At 70.4% G+C, this 18,417-nt stretch carries 15 protein-coding genes; 12 read left to right on the top strand and 3 right to left on the bottom strand.

Features of this window, described 5'->3' with window-relative positions; all coding sequences use genetic code 11:
- The first annotated feature begins 140 nt into the window (after window positions 1-140).
- Together OG266_RS16045 and OG266_RS16040 are read left to right on the top strand one after the other, a co-directional pair.
- Window positions 141-1,013, top strand: a complete 873-nt coding sequence (locus OG266_RS16045; protein WP_371546356.1) for a biotin--[acetyl-CoA-carboxylase] ligase — start codon at window positions 141-143, stop codon at window positions 1,011-1,013.
- Between the two features lie 278 nt (window positions 1,014-1,291).
- A complete protein-coding gene (locus OG266_RS16040) occupies window positions 1,292-2,476 on the top strand; it encodes an adenylate/guanylate cyclase domain-containing protein (RefSeq protein WP_266455280.1) in 1,185 nt (394 codons plus the stop codon).
- 10 nt (window positions 2,477-2,486) lie between these two features.
- Here the strand turns inward: OG266_RS16040 and OG266_RS16035 are convergent, their stop codons facing one another.
- Window positions 2,487-2,999: a hypothetical protein gene (locus OG266_RS16035; RefSeq protein WP_371546354.1), complete on the bottom strand. Its 513-nt coding sequence runs from the start codon at window positions 2,997-2,999 to the stop codon at window positions 2,487-2,489.
- Window positions 3,000-3,268: 269 nt separating this feature from the next.
- Between OG266_RS16035 and OG266_RS16030 the strand changes: the two genes are divergently transcribed.
- From OG266_RS16030 to OG266_RS16010, 5 genes are all read left to right on the top strand, one after another.
- Complete coding sequence (locus tag OG266_RS16030) at window positions 3,269-4,081, top strand: enoyl-CoA hydratase/isomerase family protein (RefSeq protein WP_371546352.1); 813 nt, start codon at window positions 3,269-3,271, stop codon at window positions 4,079-4,081.
- Between the two features lie 232 nt (window positions 4,082-4,313).
- Window positions 4,314-5,483 (top strand): diguanylate cyclase domain-containing protein, encoded by a 1,170-nt coding sequence (locus OG266_RS16025; protein ID WP_371546351.1) that lies wholly within the window; start codon window positions 4,314-4,316, stop codon window positions 5,481-5,483.
- A gap of 64 nt (window positions 5,484-5,547) precedes the next feature.
- The gene (gene hutH, locus OG266_RS16020) at window positions 5,548-7,086 is read left to right on the top strand and encodes a histidine ammonia-lyase (protein ID WP_371552808.1); all 1,539 of its coding nucleotides are present in this window, start codon (window positions 5,548-5,550) and stop codon (window positions 7,084-7,086) included.
- A gap of 257 nt (window positions 7,087-7,343) precedes the next feature.
- Complete coding sequence (locus tag OG266_RS16015; RefSeq protein WP_266455269.1) at window positions 7,344-7,547, top strand: cold-shock protein; 204 nt, start codon at window positions 7,344-7,346, stop codon at window positions 7,545-7,547.
- 113 nt (window positions 7,548-7,660) lie between these two features.
- A complete protein-coding gene (locus OG266_RS16010; protein WP_266455267.1) occupies window positions 7,661-9,331 on the top strand; it encodes a DEAD/DEAH box helicase in 1,671 nt (556 codons plus the stop codon).
- A gap of 84 nt (window positions 9,332-9,415) precedes the next feature.
- On the opposite strand, the gene OG266_RS16005 is transcribed toward OG266_RS16010, so the two are convergent.
- Entirely contained in the window at window positions 9,416-10,153 is a 738-nt protein-coding gene (locus OG266_RS16005; protein ID WP_371546348.1) for a DUF2625 family protein, read from the bottom strand.
- A gap of 37 nt (window positions 10,154-10,190) precedes the next feature.
- On the bottom strand, window positions 10,191-10,535 hold the full coding sequence (locus OG266_RS16000) for a hypothetical protein (RefSeq protein ID WP_266455255.1): 345 nt from the start codon (window positions 10,533-10,535) through the stop codon (window positions 10,191-10,193).
- 110 nt (window positions 10,536-10,645) lie between these two features.
- On the opposite strand from OG266_RS16000, the gene OG266_RS15995 reads away from it, so the two are divergent.
- From OG266_RS15995 to OG266_RS15975, 5 genes are all read left to right on the top strand, one after another.
- Window positions 10,646-10,990: a hypothetical protein gene (locus OG266_RS15995; RefSeq protein ID WP_266455252.1), complete on the top strand. Its 345-nt coding sequence runs from the start codon at window positions 10,646-10,648 to the stop codon at window positions 10,988-10,990.
- A gap of 209 nt (window positions 10,991-11,199) precedes the next feature.
- Window positions 11,200-12,471 (top strand): Ig-like domain-containing protein, encoded by a 1,272-nt coding sequence (locus OG266_RS15990; protein ID WP_371546345.1) that lies wholly within the window; start codon window positions 11,200-11,202, stop codon window positions 12,469-12,471.
- Between the two features lie 171 nt (window positions 12,472-12,642).
- On the top strand, window positions 12,643-14,118 hold the full coding sequence (locus OG266_RS15985) for an ABC transporter permease (protein WP_329545798.1): 1,476 nt from the start codon (window positions 12,643-12,645) through the stop codon (window positions 14,116-14,118).
- 59 nt (window positions 14,119-14,177) lie between these two features.
- A complete protein-coding gene (locus tag OG266_RS15980; RefSeq protein WP_266455243.1) occupies window positions 14,178-14,861 on the top strand; it encodes an ABC transporter ATP-binding protein in 684 nt (227 codons plus the stop codon).
- A gap of 263 nt (window positions 14,862-15,124) precedes the next feature.
- Window positions 15,125-18,382: a S8 family serine peptidase gene (locus OG266_RS15975; protein WP_371546342.1), complete on the top strand. Its 3,258-nt coding sequence runs from the start codon at window positions 15,125-15,127 to the stop codon at window positions 18,380-18,382.
- The last annotated feature ends 35 nt before the right edge of the window (window positions 18,383-18,417 follow it).

The following is an 18,417-nucleotide window of genomic DNA, read 5'->3' as shown; positions in this document are numbered from 1 at the left end:
GACGTACTCGAACGTGCTGCTGAGCGCTCCGTGGCGCGTTCTGCTCAAGGATGCTGCTCAGGAGTTTGCTACTGACTCGTAGGGTAGTGGCGGCGATACGGTTCGGCAGTGCGGCGTTTACCACACCTAGGGTGGGTTGCATGACGCCGCGAGATGCATCAGACGCCAACGACAACCCGTGGTCCGACCTGGACCGTCCGCCGCTCAACGCGGTCGCCCTGCGCAAGGCGCTGGTACGGGACGGGAGCCTCTGGTCGGGCATCGAGGTGGTCGCCCGCACCGGGTCGACCAACTCCGACCTCGTCGCCCGCGCCACCGCGGGAACGGCCGCCGAGGGCGCGGTACTCGTCGCCGAGGAGCAGAACGCCGGACGTGGACGCCTCGACCGGCAGTGGACGGCACCCGCCCGCTCCGGCCTCTTCTTCTCCGTCCTGCTGAAGCCGGCCCAGGTCCCCGTCGAGCGCTGGGGATGGCTGCCGCTGCTCACCGGGGTCGCGGTCGCGACCGCGCTGTCGCGGGCCGCCGGCGTCGATACGGCACTCAAGTGGCCCAATGACCTGCTGGTGACCGTGGACGGTGCGGAGCGCAAAGCCGGCGGCATTCTCGCCGAGCGGGCCGGGACCGACGCGGTCGTGGTGGGCATCGGCATCAACGTCTCGCTGCGCGAGGACGAACTCCCCGTCCCCGGGGCCGGGTCCCTCGCCCTCGCGGGCGCGGCGACCACGGACCGTGACACCGTGCTGCGGGCCGTCCTGCGGTCGCTGTCGCAGTGGTACGAGCGCTGGCGCGACGCGGGCGGGGACCCTGTCGCGTCCGGGCTCCAGGAGACGTACGCCGCCGGGTGCGCGACGCTCGGGCGCGTGGTGCGGGCCGAGCTGCCCGGGGGGCGGTCGATCAGTGGGGAGGCGGTGGCCGTGGACGGGGACGGGCGGTTGGTTCTGGCCACGGAGGAAGGGGTGCAGGAGCCGGTGGGGGCGGGGGACATTGTGCATCTGCGGGCGGTTGGGGGCTGAGGGTGGGTTTTTCGCCCCCTCCGCCCCTACCCGTCCCTTGCTTCCGGGCTACGCCCGGTTTCAGCCCGTCCGGCGTTTGAGGACGAGGCCGTTCAGGCCGATAGCGGGGGTCTGGGGGCGGCAGCCCCCAGAAACGGGACGGGAAGGGGCGGAGGGGGCGAAAAAACCCCAAGGCCGGCCCCGTGCACACACCCGCGTCAGGAGTGAGCCAGCCCACACCTGCCGTAGAGTTGAGCGCGGTCGATACCTGACCGTGGCAGATCGGAAGGGCAGCAGGCGTGACCGTCGACGACACCGGTTCCGGTACGGGTGCAGACCCCGCCCCCGACACCGAGCCGGGCCGTACCGCCGGGTCGGTCAACCACACCTCGTCCCCCCGGGTGGACGCACCCGAGGACCCCGACTCCGGCGAGGACCCACTCGCACTGCGCCTGGAGCAGCTGATCCTCGGCGCCGAGCGCCGCTACACCCCCTTCCAGGCGGCCCGCAGCGCGGGCGTCTCCATGGAACTGGCCTCCCGCTTCTGGCGGGCCATGGGCTTCGCCGACATCGGCCAGGCCAAGGCGCTCACCGAAGCCGACGTACTCGCCCTGCGCCGCCTCGCCGGCCTCGTCGAGGCGGGCCTGCTGAGCGAGGCGATGGCGGTCCAGGTGGCCCGTTCCACCGGCCAGACCACCGCCCGCCTGGCCGAATGGCAGATCGACTCCTTCCTGGCGGGCCTGACCGAGCCCCCGGAACCAGGGATGACGCGCACCGAGGTGACGTACCCCCTGATGGAACTGCTCCTGCCCGAGCTGGAGGAGTTCCTCGTCTACGTCTGGCGCCGCCAGCTCGCCGCCGCGACGGGCCGCGTCGTACAGGCCGGGGACGACGAGGAGATGGTCGACCGCCGGCTCGCCGTCGGCTTCGCGGACCTCGTCGGGTTCACACGCCTGACGCGCCGCATGGAGGAGGAGGAACTCGGCGAACTGGTCGAGGCCTTCGAGACCACGGCCGCCGACCTGGTGGCCGCGCACGGGGGCCGGCTCGTCAAGACGCTCGGCGACGAGGTCCTGTACGCCGCCGACGACGCCGGGGTCGCCGCCGAGATCGCCCTGCGCCTCATCGAGACGATGGCGAACGACGAGACCATGCCGGAACTGCGCGTCGGCATCGCCTTCGGCACGGTGACGACCCGGATGGGCGACGTGTTCGGTACGACGGTGAACCTCGCGAGCCGCCTCACCTCGATAGCGCCACGGGATGCCGTCCTGGTGGACGGCGCCTTCGCGGAGGAACTGGTCCGCACCGGCGACGCGCCCGCATCCGAGGCGGAGGCCGCCGAGGCAGCGGCCGCCGCGGAGAAGGAGGGCGAGGAACCGCCCTCCTACCGTTTCGCCCTCCAGCCGATGTGGCAGCGTCCGGTGCGCGGCCTGGGCGTGGTCGAACCGTGGCTGCTCGCCCGCCGCGGCGCCGAGTCGTAGGAACCGAGTCCTAGGGCCTGGCAAGGGATCCGAGAGGCTCGGTCAGACCGTTCACGCAGAGACCGACGACCGGTACGCACAGGCCCGGGGGTTCGGGCTTCGGGCCCGGAGCGGTCGTGCTCGGGGCGGGTGCGGCGGTGGTCGTCGCGGCCGGTGGCCGCGGTGCCGCGGGAGCGGGAGCCTGACCGGTGGGAACGCCGGTCGTGTCCGGCGTACCGCCCACCGGGACCCTGACAGGTGTAGACGGGGCTGTCACGAAGCGTGTCGGCGTCGGTGCCGGTGTCGGCGCGAGGCTCATGCCCGGGGTCGGCAGCGCGCTCTCCCCGCCCATCACGGCGGGCGTCGTGGCGGCCACCGGATGTGCCGAGGGCACGGCCTCGACGGTCACGGCGGCATTGCCCGCCGTGTCGGTGACGGTGCCCGTCGTCGGCTCGGCGTCCGGGGCCCCCATGCCCCCGATCACCGACTCCGGCGCCATCCGTACGAGGCTCAACGCCCCTGCCGCCAGCGCGAGTCCCCCCACGGCAAAGAACACTCGTCGCGGGCGGGGCCTGCGATGCCGCCCACGTGTCGTCTCCCGGTTCGTCATGGTCATACCTCCCCAAGGTGCCCGCGCTCCCCGATGCGCTGCGGCGGTGCGCAGGTTATTCGGCCGGTGAGGGCGGGGGCCGGGAGTTGGGGCGGGTGTCACCCGAACGGGGAGGTGGGGGTGCGGGGGCGGGTTCCGGTGGGCGCCTGCGGCTGCGATGATCGGGGGGTCGGCAGTTAACCCGCGTTAACCAGGAGGGTGTCATGGCGGAGCTGGAGCAAGGGGGCGAGCGGCGGTTCGGGGAGTTCGTCGCCGTACGGCGGCACGGGTACGTCGCGGAGCTCGCCCTCGACCGGCCGAAGGCCATGAACGCGGTGTCCACGGACATGGCCCGCGCCATCGCCGGTGCCTGCGAGACGCTCGCGGCCGACCCGGATGTACGCGTGGTCGTGCTGACCTCGACCCATGAGCGGGCCTTCTGCGTCGGCGCCGACCTCAAGGAACGGAATTCCCTCACCGACGCCGAGCTGGTGCGCCAGCGGCCCGTCGCGCGGGCCGCGTACACCGGGGTTCTGGAGCTGCCGATGCCGACGGTCGCCGCGGTGCACGGGTTCGCGCTGGGGGGCGGGTTCGAGCTGGCGCTGTCCTGCGACCTGATCGTGGCCGACCGTACGGCGGTCGTCGGGCTGCCCGAGGTGTCGGTCGGGGTGATTCCCGGCGGGGGCGGTACGCAGTTGCTGCCGCGCCGGGTCGGGTCCGCTCGGGCGGCCGAGCTGATCTTCTCTGCGCGGCGGCTGGAGGCGGTTGAGGCGCGGGAGTTGGGGCTTGTCGACGAGCTGGTCGAGGCGGGGCGGGATCGCGAGGAGGCGCTCGCGCTGGGGGCTCGTATCGCGGCGAATTCCCCGGTGGGGTTGCGGGCGGCGAAGCGTGCGCTTCGCCTCGGTCACGGTCTTGACCTCCGGGCCGGGCTCGAGGTCGAGGACGCCGCGTGGCGGTCCGTCGCCTTCTCGGGGGACCGGGCGGAGGGCGTGGCGGCGTTCAACGAGAAGCGCACGCCGGAGTGGCCGGGGGCGTAGGCGCTTTTCGCCCCCTCCGCCCCTACCCATTCCCGTCACTTGGGGGCTCCGCCCCCAAACCCCCGCTCCGCGGGGTTCAGCCCGTCCGGCGTTTGAGGACGAGCGCGTCAGCGCGATACGACGGGACGGGAAGGGGTGGAGGGGGCGAAAAACCCCAACAGGACCACCGCCTCGGACCCCTGTTCGCCATACCAATGTCCCGGAATGCCATGTTTTTACCTAGCCTGGAGTGATGGGTGAGGACAGACGGCTGAGGGCCGTGGTGGAGCTGGCGCAGGGGATGGCGGCGGCGCACACCCCGCGCGAGTCCTGGCGGGCCGCGGCGCTCGGCGCCTGCCATGCCCTCGACGGGAGCTTCGCCGCGCTCTCCGTGTGGGAGCGGGAGCTCGGCCGGCTGCGGGTTCTGGCGAACGTGGGGGAGCGGGCGGAGGGCGAGGAGGAGTTCCCGGAGGGGGAGGCCTATCCGGTGCACCAGTTCCCGGAGATCACCGAGTTCCTGCACGAGCGGTGGGCCGGAGGCGGCGAGCCCGACGCCTGGGTCGAGACCGCGGAGGGACCGGCCGGAGGCCCCGCCGGGTACTGCCACCAGCGCGTCGCCGCCCTGCGCAGGCGCGGCCGAGGCTGCTGCGTCGTCGCCCCGATCGTGCTGCACGGCCGCGCCTGGGGCGAGCTGTACGTGGCCCGCCGGGCGGGAGCCCCCGTCTTCGGCCGGGCCGACGCCGACTTCGCGACCGTACTGGCCTCGGTCGTCGCGGCCGGGATCGCGCAGACCGAGCGGCTGGAGGAGGCCAGGCGGCTGGCGTTCACGGACGCCCTCACCGGTCTCGCCAACCGCCGTGCCGTCGACGTACGGCTCGACGAGGCGATCGAACGCCACAAGGAGGACGAGAAGGTCGTGGTGAGTCTCGTCGTCTGCGACCTCAACGGGCTCAAGCGGGTCAACGACACCCGGGGGCACGCGGTCGGCGACCGGCTCCTGGAACGCTTCGGGTCCGTGCTGTCCCTGTGCGGCGCGATGCTCCCCGGCACCCTCACGGCCAGGCTCGGAGGCGACGAGTTCTGCCTCCTCGCGGTGGGCCCGGCCGCCGACGAGGTCGTCCGTGTCGCCGACGAACTCTGCCGTAGGGCGGCCGAGTTGGAGCTCGGGGAGGGCGTGGCCTGCGGGGTCGCCTCGACCGAGGATCCGATCGGGCCTGTGCGCTCGGCCCGGCGGTTGTTCCGGCTTGCCGACGCCGCCCAGTACCGCGCGAAGGCCGTACGGGCCGCGAAGCCCGTGGTCGCCGGGCGCGAGGGCCCCGACGACCCGGTCGTGCGTCTCGCCGACGCGCCGTCCAAGGAAGGGGCGGGGGAGCGGCGCCGCTTCCGGGGGCGCCCCGGACCGCGGAACACGGAGGAGAGGTAAGGGGCCAACCCGCCACCCACTAGTGACATCATCGAATTCACTGCGTACGCTCCTGAATATGGATATGCACACTGTGGTGGTGGGGACGTCCGGGGTGACCGCGTCCGACGTTCTCGCCGTGGCGCGCGCCGGCGCCCGGATCGAGCTCTCCGGCGAGGCGGTGGCGGCCCTCGCCGCGGCCCGCGAGATCGTGGACGCGCTGGCCGCGAAGCCGGAGCCCGTCTACGGCGTCTCCACCGGTTTCGGCGCCCTCGCGAGCCGGCACATCAGCCCGGAACTCCGCGCCCAGCTGCAGCGCAACATCGTCCGCTCGCACGCCGCCGGGATGGGCCCGCACGTCGAACGCGAGGTCGTCCGCGCGCTGATGTTCCTGCGGCTCAAGACCGTCTGCTCGGGACACACGGGCGTGCGGCCCGAGGTCGCGCAGACCATGGCCGACATCCTGAACGCCGGTATCACCCCGGTCGTCCACGAGTACGGCTCGCTCGGCTGCTCCGGCGACCTGGCCCCGCTGTCCCACTGCGCGTTGACCCTCATGGGCGAGGGTGACGCGGAGGGCCCGGACGGCGTCGTACGGCCCGCGGGCGAGCTGCTCGCCGAGGCCGGCATCACCCCCGTCGAGCTGCGCGAGAAGGAAGGCCTCGCCCTCCTCAACGGCACCGACGGCATGCTCGGCATGCTGGTCATGGCCCTCGCCGACCTGGAGACCCTCTACAAGTCGGCCGATGTGACGGCCGCCCTGTCCCTCGAGGCCCTCCTCGGCACCGACAAGGTCCTCGCTCCCGAGCTGCACGCCATCCGCCCGCACCCCGGGCAGAGCGCCGCGGCCGCCAACATGCTGGCCGTGCTGAAGGGTTCGGAACTCACCGGGCACCACCAGGACGGCGCCCCGCGCGTCCAGGACGCCTACTCCGTGCGCTGCGCCCCGCAGGTCGCCGGCGCCGGACGCGACACCCTCGCGCACGCCCGCACGGTCGCCGAGCGCGAGTTGGCCTCCGCCGTCGACAACCCCGTCGTACTCCCCGACGGCCGCGTGGAGTCGAACGGCAATTTCCACGGCGCCCCGGTCGCCTACGTCCTCGACTTCCTCGCCATCGCCGCCGCCGACCTCGGCTCCATCGCCGAGCGCCGCACCGACCGGCTGCTCGACAAGAACCGCTCGCACGGCCTGCCGCCGTTCCTCGCGGACGACGCCGGCGTCGACTCGGGCCTGATGATCGCCCAGTACACGCAGGCGGCACTGGTGAGCGAGATGAAGCGGCTCGCCGTACCGGCGTCCGCCGACTCCATCCCGTCCTCCGCGATGCAGGAGGACCACGTCTCGATGGGCTGGTCGGCCGCGCGCAAGCTGCGCACCGCCGTCGACAACCTCACCCGCATCGTCGCGATCGAGCTGTACGCCGCCACCCGCGCGATCGAGCTCCGCGAGGGCCTCACCCCGGCCCCGGCGTCGCAGGCGGTCATCGAGGCCGTCCGCGCGGCCGGCGTCCAGGGCCCCGGCCCCGACCGCTTCCTCGCCCCGGACCTGGCGGCGGCGGACGCGTTCGTGCGCGCCGGGCAGGTGGTCACGGCCGTGGAGCCGGTGACGGGTCCGCTGGCCTAGCTCTGCCGCCGGTCGTACGCGGATGTCGTACGTGGCGGGGGCCGCCGTCGGCTGTACGGTGGTCCTCGTCACGTCCGGGCCTCTCGGGGACCAGGCGTGGCCAGAGGTGTGCTACTGTCACATTGATACGTTTTTGGTACCCATTTACTTTGTGCGCCTGATCGGAATCTTCCGCAGGCGCGTTTTGTTTTACCGGCATCTCCGGCTTTTCCCGGTGCATCTCCGGATTGGGGCCCCTACCTATTCAGGAGAGAAACATGGCTACAGGCACCGTGAAGTGGTTCAACGCGGAAAAGGGCTTCGGCTTCATCGAGCAGGACGGCGGCGGCCCCGACGTCTTCGCTCACTACTCCAACATCGCCAGCTCCGGCTTCCGTGAGCTGCTGGAGGGCCAGAAGGTCTCGTTCGACGTCGCGCAGGGCCAGAAGGGCCTGCAGGCGGAGAACATCGTCCCCGCCTAAATCGGGGGAAGCGCTTTTCCAGAGCCGGGGCCCCGCACCTTCGGGTGCGGGCCCCGGCTCGCGCTGTGCGCGTGTGCTGTCCGTGTGGCCCAGGAAGGAAATCCAGATCCAGCATGACTCGATCCGAACGTCCCGTCCGTAAGAGGCCGGCGAACGCACGCGGTACCCAGACCGGCTCCTCCGCCTCCGCGCGGAACGCCGGCCGGGGCACCGGCAACAAGGGCGGGGCCCGCAAGGCCGCGCCGGCGCCGCAGGAGTTCTCGCTGCCCGAGAGCATCACGCCCGCGCTGCCCGCCGTCGAGTCCTTCGACGCGCTGGACATGCCGGCCGCGCTGACGAAGACCCTGACCGCCCAGGGTGTCACCGAGCCCTTCCCGATCCAGGGCGCCACCCTGCCCAACGCCCTTGCCGGGCGCGACGTTCTGGGCCGGGGCCGCACCGGCTCCGGCAAGACGCTCGCCTTCGGCCTCGCCCTGCTGGCCCGCACCGCGGGCCGCCGGGCCGAGAGCAAGGCGCCCCTCGCGCTCGTGCTCGTCCCCACGCGTGAGCTCGCGCAGCAGGTCAACGACGCGCTGACGCCGTACGCGACCGCTGTGAACCTGCGCATCGCGACGGCCGTCGGCGGTATGTCGATCGGCCGGCAGGCCGGGACGCTGCGCCGTGGTGCCGAGGTGCTCGTGGCCACCCCCGGGCGGCTCAAGGACCTCATCGAGCGCGGCGAGTGCACGCTCGGCCAGGTCGCCATCACCGTCCTCGACGAGGCCGACCAGATGGCCGACATGGGCTTCATGCCGCAGGTCACGGCGCTGCTCAAGCAGGTCGAGCCGGGCGGTCAGCGACTGCTCTTCTCGGCGACGCTCGACAAGAACATCGACCGGCTGGTCAAGATGTTCCTCACCGACCCCGTCGTCCACTCCGTGGACCCGTCGGCGGGCACGGTGACGACCATGGAGCACCACGTGCTGCATGTCGCCGACGAGACCGACAAGAAGGCCGTGGCGCTGCGGATCGCGGCGCGCGACGGCCGGGTGATCCTCTTCGTCGACACCAAGCGCGGTGCCGACCGGTTCACAAAGCGACTGCTCGCCAACGGTGTCCGGGCGTCCGCGCTGCACGGCGGGCGCAGCCAGCCGCAGCGCAACCGCACCCTCGACCAGTTCAAGACCGGTCAGGTCACCGTGCTGGTCGCCACCAACGTGGCCGCCCGCGGTATCCACATCGACGACCTCGACCTCGTGGTCAACGTCGACCCGCCGGCCGACCACAAGGACTACCTGCACCGCGGCGGCCGTACGGCCCGTGCCGGTGAGTCCGGCAGCGTCGTCACGCTGGTGCTTCCCGAGCAGAAGCGCGAGATGACCCGCCTGATGGCCGACGCCGGCATCAACCCGCGCATCGCCCGGGTCACGTCCAGCGACGAGGAGCTGGCCCGTATCACCGGCGCCCGCGAGCCCTCCGGGGTCCCCGTGGTCATCGAGGTGCCTCAGGTCGCCGAACAGCCCAAGCGGCCCAAGTCCCGTCCCCGGGTGGGCGGCGGAGCACGTCGTCCGCAGGGAACGGGTGCGGGTGGCCGCGCTCAGGGCACGGGTACGGGTGGCCGCGCCAAGAGCACGGGTGCCGGTGCCGGTACGGAGTCGCAGGGCCGTCAGCCCCAGCGCGCCGGTGGTCGCCGCACCGAGGCCGGTGGCGCCGCGGGCGCGAGCCGCGCGGGTGGCCGTGGCCGCGCCCCGCAGCGCCGCGGTGAAGGCGGCGGTCAGGGCGGCGGCGGTCGCCGGGCCGCCTAGTAACAGGCGTACGCACCGAAGGGGGTGTCGTGCGGGCCGATCCGGCCCGCACGACACCCCCTTCGGCTTTGCCGGACGCGCGGCTCAGTCGTGCACCTCGCCGAAGAACCCCGGGTCGACCGAGTCGAGTTTGAGGGCGGAGCCGCGGTGCAGGTCGAGGAGTTCGGCGAGGGGGGCCGCGCGGCGGGTGGTGGCCGTCAGGTCGCGGCGGGCCTCGGCGGACCAGAGGTTCGGGAAGACGGAGAGGCCCTGGGTGCCGGTCAGGGCGCCGGACTCGCCGCGCCAGCCGGGCCAGCGGAGGGTGTCGTAGAACTGCTCCATGCCGCCGCTCAGAAGCCAGTTGAGCCAGTCGCCGTGGCCCACTTCGAGGGCCTCCCAGCGCAGCGAGTCCGGCGCGAAGTAGATCATCTCGCCGGGTTGGCCGGGTCTTCCGTCGGCTTCGGGGGCGGGGCCGTTGAGGACGAAGACGCCGCCCAGGACGTCATGGCCGATGACGAGCCCGCCGTCCGGCCGCCAGGTGGGATCGAAGCGTTCGGGGAATTCGTTGACCTCGGCGAGGCCGGGCGGGCCCGCCGGTGTGCCGTCGCCCGGACTGCCGTAGATGCGCAGCCATCCGCTGTCCAGCACCACCCCGCCGCAGTTGAGCGCGAGCGCGCCCAGCCAGGACCGGGCCGTGATCTGCAGCTGGAGCAGGGTCCCGCGGCCCTGCGCCGGGTCCACCGGGAGCACCTCCAGGGACACGGAGTTCGTCGTGGAGAGCCTCTCCGAGAGGGTCGGCCACGCCGGATCCTCGACATCGGTCAGCTCGGTCAGGTCTCGCATGGATTCCCCGATGGGTACGGGCGCCGCAGCACCTCGCTCAGTAGGCCACCGTGCGCTCCCGGCGCACCGAATACGTCACGAACCCGGCCCCCAGGCCGAGAAAGAGCGTGCCGCCTATGACGTACGGCGTCGTGTCGACGCTTCCGGTGTCGGCCAGCTGGGCCTGGTCGCCGCCCGACTCGGTGGCGGAGTCCGTGGAGGTCCCGTCCACGGTGGTCGTCGTCGAGGAACCGGCCGAGGCACTGGGCGATGCGCTGGTCGACGTCGAGACGTGCTGGACGGGCTCGTCCTGGGTCGCGTTGGCGGACGGGACGAACCACAGGGCTCCCAGGAGGGTCCCCGCGGCTGTGGCGGTCAGCAACGATCGACGTGCGGCGGACACGAAATATCGATCCCCTTGTGGCGCTGGCGAATTGGCCGTGTGGACCGATGCTAATGAAAGGCGCGGGTCGTGGGAAAGTCGCGGAACCTGTGGGTCGTACGCTCCCTCCCATGAGTACACCTGAGACAGCACGGTTTGTACGGCTTCGTGTCGAACTGGTGCTTGAAGTCGACGACGCCGACGCCGTCGCCAAGGCCGCGTTGCGGCGGATCGCGGATGACACCGGGATGCCGGCCGACGAGCGGACGCACGCCGAGAACGCAGTGACGGAAGACACTGCCGAGGCCCTCGCCTATCTCGTCGACCCGTTCGACCTGGTCAGCGAGGTGCCCGGGATCGAACTCGCCCAGGCCTCCTGGAGCAGCGAGCCGATCGAGTACGACCCCGATTCGCCGGATTGGGACCTCGACGAGGATGATGACGCCGAGGACGACGAGGAAGTCGGCGTCGGCTGACGCTTCTTGGGGAAATCGTGACCCCGGGCGGCAACCGCCGTCCGGGGTTTCGTCGTCTCAGAAGAAGCACTGACCACATCCGCACCACTCGCCCCATGGGGATCCGACGTGGTGTGCCCCACACTTCCACGGGATGTGGAACGGGACGAACCGGTCGTAGCGTTGAAAGTTCTTACGGGGCTCTCTTGGTTTTTGGGGATTCGGCAACGATGGAGAAGCGTGTGATGACGGACAGTAAGCGGCGCAGGGGCCTGATGGTCGCGTCCGCACTGCTCGGCGGGGTGCTGGTGCTCTCCGCGTGCAGCGGGAGCGACGACAAGGCCACGGGCGGTGACGGTGGCAACACCAGCAGCGCGCAGGCCCAGGCCGACGAGGCCGCCGCCAAGAAGACCTCCGAGGCATCGATCACGATCACGCCGAAGGACGGCTCCGACAACGCCTCCATCAACAACGCCGCCAAGGTCACCGTGGGCAAGGGCACGCTCACGGACGTGACCATGAAGACCGCGGACGGCACCGCCGTCGCCGGCGAGATATCCGCGGACAAGCTGAGCTGGGCGCCCACCGGTCAGCTGGAGCGCTCCACCACGTACAAGATCACGGCCGAGGCCGCCGACTCCGAGGGCCGCGTCGCCCACGAGAACGCGTCGTTCACCACGGTCTCCCCGGCCAACAGCTTCATCGGCAACTTCACGCCGGAGGACGGCTCCACCGTCGGCGTCGGCATGCCGGTCTCGATCAACTTCGACAAGTCGATCACGAACAAGGCCGACGTGGAGAAGGGCATCACGGTCAGCTCCAGCAGCGGCCAGGAGGTCGTCGGCCACTGGTTCAGCGCCAACCGCCTGGACTTCCGCCCCGAGGACTACTGGACCGGCGGCTCCACCGTCACCCTCAAGCTGAACCTCGACGGTGTCGAGGGCGCCAGCGGTGTGTACGGCGTGCAGCAGAAGACGGTCACCTTCAAGATCGGCCGCAACCAGGTCTCGATCGTCGACGCCAAGACCAAGACCATGAAGGTCACCCAGAACGGCGCGACCATCAAGACCATCCCGATCTCCGCCGGTTCGCCCGAGAACAAGACGTACCAGGGTGTCATGGTGATGTCCGAGATGTTCAAGGAGACGCGCATGAACGGCGCGACCGTGGGCTTCACGGACGACGACGGCAAGGGCGAGTACGACATCAAGGACGTGCCGCACGCCATCCGCCTGTCCGCCTCCGGCACCTTCATCCACGGCAACTACTGGGGCGCCAAGTCCGTCTTCGGCAGCGTCAACACCAGCCACGGCTGCGTGGGCCTGTCGGACACCAAGGGTGCGAACGACCCGAACACGACTGCCGCCTGGTTCTACAACCACTCGATGATCGGCGACGTGGTGGTCGTCCAGAACACCGGCGACAAGACCATCGCCCCGGACAACGGCCTCAACGGCTGGAACCTGGACTGGGCGGCCTGGACCGCCGGTTCGGCAGTCTGAGAAGTCACCTTCACCGTCGGCGGCGGCAGCTCTCACGAGCTGTCGCCGCCGACGCGTTTGCACAGGCTTCTGGGGTTGCCCACAGGTGAACTCCCGCCCCGTCACAGCCTTCTCATCATTCTCTTATCCCGGCCTTATGCCTTCATCACCCGCCGTACCTAGCTTGCGGCCATGTTCTTCACCTACCTGAGGCGCGAACTGCGCCGCCGCAGAAAGGCGGCCCTCGTCGTCGCCTCCGGGCTCGCCCTGGGCATCGCCCTGGTCATCGTGGTCAGTTCCGTGTCCTCGGGCATGGAGAAGGCCCAGGGCAAGGTCCTCCAGTCGCTGTACGGACTGGGTACGGACATGACGGTCACGAAGGCTGCCGCGGCCCAGTCGGACACCAGCGAGCGCCCGCGCTTCAACTTCGACGCGAACGAGGGTGATTCCGAGCAGAGCAGCGACCGCGTGATGGTCCAGGGCTTCCAGACCCTGGCCTCCAGCACGGTCACCAAGGTCGACTCCCAGGCGGGCGTCGCGGACTCCGTCGGCGGGCTGAGCCTCCAGGTCGTCAAGGTCAACGGAAACTTCAGGCAGGGCCAGTTCCAGCAGGACGAGGGCGCGACCGCTGCCCCCGGTGGCGGCGGTGGCGGTGGCAACGGTGGCGGCACCGGTGCTCCCCAGGGCCGTGTCGAGGGCGGCGGCGCCGAGTTCGACGTCAACAGCTACACCGTCTACGGCACCGACGTCACCAAGCCCGAACTCGGCCCGCTGACCTCCTCGAAGATCACCAGCGGCCGTACCTTCACGGCGTCCGAGACGGACGCCAAGGTGGTCGTCGTCGACACGTCGTACGCCAAGGAGAACAAGCTCGTTCTCAATGACACCGTCACGATCAAGAGCGTCAAGTACAAGGTCATCGGCATAGCGACGCCCGACAGCGGTGACGCGGCGGCCAACCTGTACATCCCGCTCAAGCAGGCGCAGACGCTCAGCGACTCCAAGGACAAGGTCACCACGATCTACGTCAAGGCGTCCGACTCGCAGCAGATCGACAGCGTCAAGAGCACCATCCAGAAGAACATCTCGGGTACGACGGTCACCACCTCCGCCGACCTCGCGAACACCGTCTCCGGTTCCCTGTCGACCGCCTCCGACCTCGCCTCGAACGTGGGCAAGTGGCTGTCGATCGCAGTGCTCATCGCCGCGTTCCTGGTCGCCGGTCTGCTCACCTCCTCGGCGGTCTCCCGGCGCGTCCGCGAGTTCGGCACCCTGAAGGCGCTCGGCTGGAAGTCGAGCCGGGTGACCCGCCAGGTCGTCGGTGAGGCCATCGTCAACGGTCTGGTCGGCGGTGCCCTCGGTATCGCGGTCGGGCTCGCGGGCGCCTTCGTCGTCACCGAGATCAGCCCCACCCTGCAGGCGGAGGTGGGCAGTTCGAGCGCGGCAGCCGGTCCCGGCGGTGGTGGCCCCGGTGGCGGTGGCGGCTTCGGCGCCGCCCGCGAGGCGGCGTCCTCGACCCTCGACGTCGCGCTCAGCGCACCCGTCAGCCTCAACACGATCGTCGTCGCGGTCGGCCTCGCAGTCGCCGGCGGTCTGATCGCCGGTGCCTTCGGCGGCTGGCGCGCCTCCCGGCTGCGTCCCGCGGACGCCCTGCGCCGCGTCGAGTAGTCACGGCCCCGCACGGCTCACGCGGCCAACCCCCTTACGCACAACCAGGAGTTGTTCCCATGTACGAACTCAGAGGCGTCACCAAGCGCTATTCGCGGGGTAAGGACACGATCGACGCGCTGGCCGGTGTCGACCTGACGATCGCCTCCGGCGACCGGCTGGTCATCCAGGGCCCCACCGGTGGCGGAAAGTCCACCCTTCTCCAGATGCTCGGCGGACTCGACCGGCCCACCGAAGGCAGCGTCGAACTCGACGGCACCGACATGGCGAAGCTGTCCGAGGCGAGGCTCACCAAGGTGCGCGCCGAGAACATCGGCTTCGTGTTCCAGAGCTTCAACCTGATTCCCACGCTCACCGCCCAGGAGAACGTGGAGACCGCCCTCGTACCCCTCGGTGTGAAGGCGAAGGACCGGCGCCAACGGGCCGCCGACGCGCTGGAGTCGGTGGGTCTCGCGGAGCGGCTCGGGCACCTGCCCGCAGAGCTGTCCGGCGGTCAGCAGCAGCGCGTCGCGATCGCCCGCGCCCTGGTCAAGCAGCCGAAGGTACTGCTCGCCGACGAGCCGACCGGCAACCTCGACGAGTCGATGCGCGACGAGATCATGGACGTACTGGAAACCATGTGGAAGGAGCACGGGCTCACTTTCATCATGGTCACGCACGACTCCGCGATCGCGAAGAAGGCTCCGCGGCTTGCGACTATCCGCAAGGGCAAGATCACCGTCAAGGAAAACGCGGGAGCTTAAAGGAGTACAAAAGGGGGAGTGCGGGAGCGTAGCGGAGCAAGTCCGTCAACTCTTCGCCGCTTCCCCTCTATTGAGTAGGCGATCACCCCCCGGGCATAATTGCGTATTCCGGGGGGTGCACGTATGCGCGTGCGGAACTTCCTCCGGCCGGATGAATGGGGATTCGTCCGGATCTCATCTCAGGGGGAGTTTTGCGCAGACAAGTGAAAAAGGCGTGCGCTGCGACGGTCGCCACGGCGGCCGCTGTGGCACTGGCGGCGGGAATGACCAGCCCGGCGTCGGCCGAACACGCGAGTAGCGCTTCCACGGGCCAGCAGGCCCAACTGGCCGCGCAGGCCAGGCAGGCCGGGCTCACGGCCAAGCACAGCATCACGCTGATCACCGGTGACCGGGTGGCCGTCGATGCGAAGGGCCGCGTAGTCGGCGTCGAGCGCGCCGAGGGCCGCGAGAAGATACCCGTCCAGATCCGCAAGGCCGACGGCCACACCCTCGTGGTGCCGGCCGACGCGCAGCGCCTGATAGCCACCGGCAAGCTCGACCAGCGGCTCTTCGACGTCACCGAGCTGAACAAGGCGGCGAACCGCAAGTCCCAGAAGCAGGGCCTGAAGGTGATCGTCGGCTACAAGGGCACGGCGACGGCCGCCAAGGACGACGTCCGTGACGCGGGCACCGTCCGCAGGACCCTCAAGTCCCTCAACGCGGACGCCGTTCTGACGCCCAAGCAGGACGCCGCCGAGCTGTGGGACGCGGTCACCGACGACGGCAGCGCGGCCTCGGGTGTCGCGCACGTCTGGCTGGACGGCGTACGCGAGGTGACCCTCGACAAGTCCGTGCCGCAGATCGGTGCCCCCAAGGCGTGGGCCGCCGGTTACGACGGCAAGGGCGTCAAGATCGCCGTACTGGACACCGGAGTCGACACGACCCACCCGGACCTCAAGGGCCAGGTGGCCGAGTCGAAGAACTTCTCCACCTCTCCGGACGCGACCGACAAGTACGGCCACGGCACGCACGTCGCGTCGATCGCGGCGGGCACGGGCGCCAAGTCGAACGGCAAGTACAAGGGTGTCGCGCCCGGCGCGACGATCCTCAACGGCAAGGTCCTCAGCGACACGGGCAGCGGCGAGGACTCCAGCATCCTCGCGGGCATGGAGTGGGCGGCCGAGCAGGGCGCCGACGTCGTGAACCTCAGCCTGGGCGGCTTCGACACCCCCGAGATCGATCCGCTCGAGGCCGAGGTCAACAAGCTGTCCGAGGAGAAGGGCATCCTCTTCGCGATCGCCGCGGGCAACGACGGCGGCGAGCAGACCGTCGGCTCCCCGGGCAGCGCGGCCGACGCGCTCACCGTCGGCGCCGTGGACGACAGCGACAAGCTGGCGGCCTTCTCCAGCCGGGGCCCCGGCCTCGACGGGGGCATCAAGCCCGACGTCACGGCGCCGGGTGTGGACATCACGGCGGCCTCGGCCGCGGGCAGCCTCATCGCCCAGGAGGTCGGCGAGAAGCCGGCCGGCTACCTGACCATCTCGGGTACGTCGATGGCGACCCCGCATGTCGCGGGCGCGGCGGCGATCCTCAAGCAGCAGCACCCGGACTGGACGTACGCCGAGCTCAAGGGCGCGCTGACCGGTTCCGCGAAGGGCGGCGCGTACACGCCGTTCCAGCAGGGCGCGGGCCGGATCCAGGTCGACAAGGCCATCCAGCAGACCGTGATCGCCAAGAACTCGTCGGTGAGCTTCGGTATCCAGGAGTGGCCGCACACCGACGACACCCCGGTGACCGAGCAGATCACCTACCGCAACCTCGGCACGGCGGACGTCACCCTGAACCTCACGGCGACGGCCACCAACCCCAAGGGCCAGGCGGCTCCCGCGGGCTTCTTCACGCTCGGCGCGACGACGGTCACCGTCCCCGCGAACGGCGAGGCGTCCGTCGACCTGACGGTCAACTCGAAGCTGGGCGGCACCACGGACGGCGCGTACTCGTCGTACGTGACGGCGACCGGCGGCGGCCAGACCGTGCGCACGGCGGCGGCGGTGCAGCGCGAGGTGGAGTCGTACGACGTCACCGTGAACTACATCACCCGCGCGGGCGAGCAGCCCATCCACCTCACCGACCTGTGGGCCTACTCGGGTCTGGCCGAAGGACGGGACTTCTACCGGCAGGGCACCGGGGCCACCGACACCATCCGGGTGCCCAAGGGCTCGTACATCCTGGACACCATCCTGCTGAAGGACCTCGTCACCATCGAGGGCGGCGTGGACTGGTTGGTCCAGCCCAAGCTGGACGTCACCAAGGACACCACGGTGACGATCGACCAGCGCACCGCCAAGGGCGCCGACATCACGGTGCCGGACGCGGCGGCGAAGCAGCTCCAGGGGGTTGTCTCCTACTCGTACGACGCCGCGGGCATCGGACTGGGCATCGGCCTGGACTCCTTCCAGAACCTGCGGGTCGCGCACGTCGGACCGGCGATCGCCTCCGGCCTGTACCAGAGCTGGTCCGGCAGCTGGGTCAAGGGTGGCGCCACCGAGTACGACGTGTTCACCGGCGGCAAGGTCACCAAGCTGCAGGGCGCCAAGGTCAAGCACTACAAGGCGAGCGAACTCGCCAAGGTGAAGGCGAACCTGGGGGCCTCGGCCTCCGGCAAGACGGGCTCGGTCCTCGCCTATGGCGAGCTGCCCAACGACTTCACCTTCGGCGTCGAGGTCGCCCAGAAGCTGCCGAGCTCGCGGACGGTCTATCTGTCCACCGGTGACCAGGTCAAGTGGGGCCTCGACTTCGCGCAGTACGGGGGCGTGGCCGCGGACGGCTCCCCGGCCATGGAGGCCTTCTACACCTCGGGCGACCCGGTGACCTACCGGGCGGGCACGAGCTACACGAAGACCTTCAACAGAGGGGTCTTCGGCCCGAAGCTCGGCAGCGCGTACGGGGTCTTCCGCTCCGGGGACTACCTCTACGGCTATCTGCCGATGTTCGCCGACGGCCCGGGGAACGCCGGTGAATCCCTCTACACCTCGGTCAAGACGACCCTGTACCGCAACGGCACCAAGATCTCCGCGAGTGCCGATCCGCTGGACGGCAGCGGCCAGTTCAAGGTGCCGGCCGCGGATGCGCAGTACCAGCTGAACACGTCCATCACGCGTTCCGCGAAGGTGGCCGCGGCCGCCACGAAGATCAACGCGAGCTGGACGTTCCGCTCGAAGAAGGCCGCCAACGCGAAGCTGCCCGTCTCCACGGCCCGCTTCGGCGCGCTCGTCGGCCTGGACAGCCGTGCCACGGCGGGCGCGAAGGTGACCATGCCGGTCACCGTCCAGGGAGCGGCCGCGGGCAGCAACCTCAAGTCGCTGGCCGTGTACGTCAGTTACGACTACGGCAAGAAGTGGACCAAGCTGACCGTCAAGAACGGCAAGGTCACCTTCAAGAACCCGGGCAAGGGCAAGGGCATCTCCTTCAGCGCCAGGATCGCCGACAAGAAGGGGAACAAGTCGACGGTCTCGGTCTTCAACGCGTACTTCGGGAAGTGAGCCCGCAGGCAGGTTGAGCCCGCAAGTGAAGTGAG

Source organism: Streptomyces sp. NBC_00554, from assembly GCF_041431135.1.
Taxonomy (GTDB): Bacteria; Actinomycetota; Actinomycetes; order Streptomycetales; family Streptomycetaceae; genus Streptomyces.
Note: the sequence above shows the minus strand (reverse complement) of the source record. Positions and strands in the feature narration are given on the sequence as shown.

Excerpts from the sequence above, each read along its gene's own strand:
- OG266_RS16045 (WP_371546356.1), top strand. The coding sequence starts at position 141 with ATGACGCCGCGAGATGCATCAGACGCCAACGACAACCCGTGGTCCGAC.
- OG266_RS16030 (WP_371546352.1), top strand. The coding sequence starts at position 3,269 with ATGGCGGAGCTGGAGCAAGGGGGCGAGCGGCGGTTCGGGGAGTTCGTC.
- OG266_RS16025 (WP_371546351.1), top strand. The coding sequence starts at position 4,314 with ATGGGTGAGGACAGACGGCTGAGGGCCGTGGTGGAGCTGGCGCAGGGG.
- hutH (WP_371552808.1), top strand. The coding sequence starts at position 5,548 with ATGCACACTGTGGTGGTGGGGACGTCCGGGGTGACCGCGTCCGACGTT.
- OG266_RS16015 (WP_266455269.1), top strand. The coding sequence starts at position 7,344 with ATGGCTACAGGCACCGTGAAGTGGTTCAACGCGGAAAAGGGCTTCGGC.
- OG266_RS16010 (WP_266455267.1), top strand. The coding sequence starts at position 7,661 with ATGACTCGATCCGAACGTCCCGTCCGTAAGAGGCCGGCGAACGCACGC.
- OG266_RS16005 (WP_371546348.1), bottom strand. The coding sequence starts at position 10,153 with ATGCGAGACCTGACCGAGCTGACCGATGTCGAGGATCCGGCGTGGCCG.
- OG266_RS15995 (WP_266455252.1), top strand. The coding sequence starts at position 10,646 with ATGAGTACACCTGAGACAGCACGGTTTGTACGGCTTCGTGTCGAACTG.
- OG266_RS15990 (WP_371546345.1), top strand. The coding sequence starts at position 11,200 with ATGGAGAAGCGTGTGATGACGGACAGTAAGCGGCGCAGGGGCCTGATG.
- OG266_RS15985 (WP_329545798.1), top strand. The coding sequence starts at position 12,643 with ATGTTCTTCACCTACCTGAGGCGCGAACTGCGCCGCCGCAGAAAGGCG.
- OG266_RS15980 (WP_266455243.1), top strand. The coding sequence starts at position 14,178 with ATGTACGAACTCAGAGGCGTCACCAAGCGCTATTCGCGGGGTAAGGAC.
- OG266_RS15975 (WP_371546342.1), top strand. The coding sequence starts at position 15,125 with ATGACCAGCCCGGCGTCGGCCGAACACGCGAGTAGCGCTTCCACGGGC.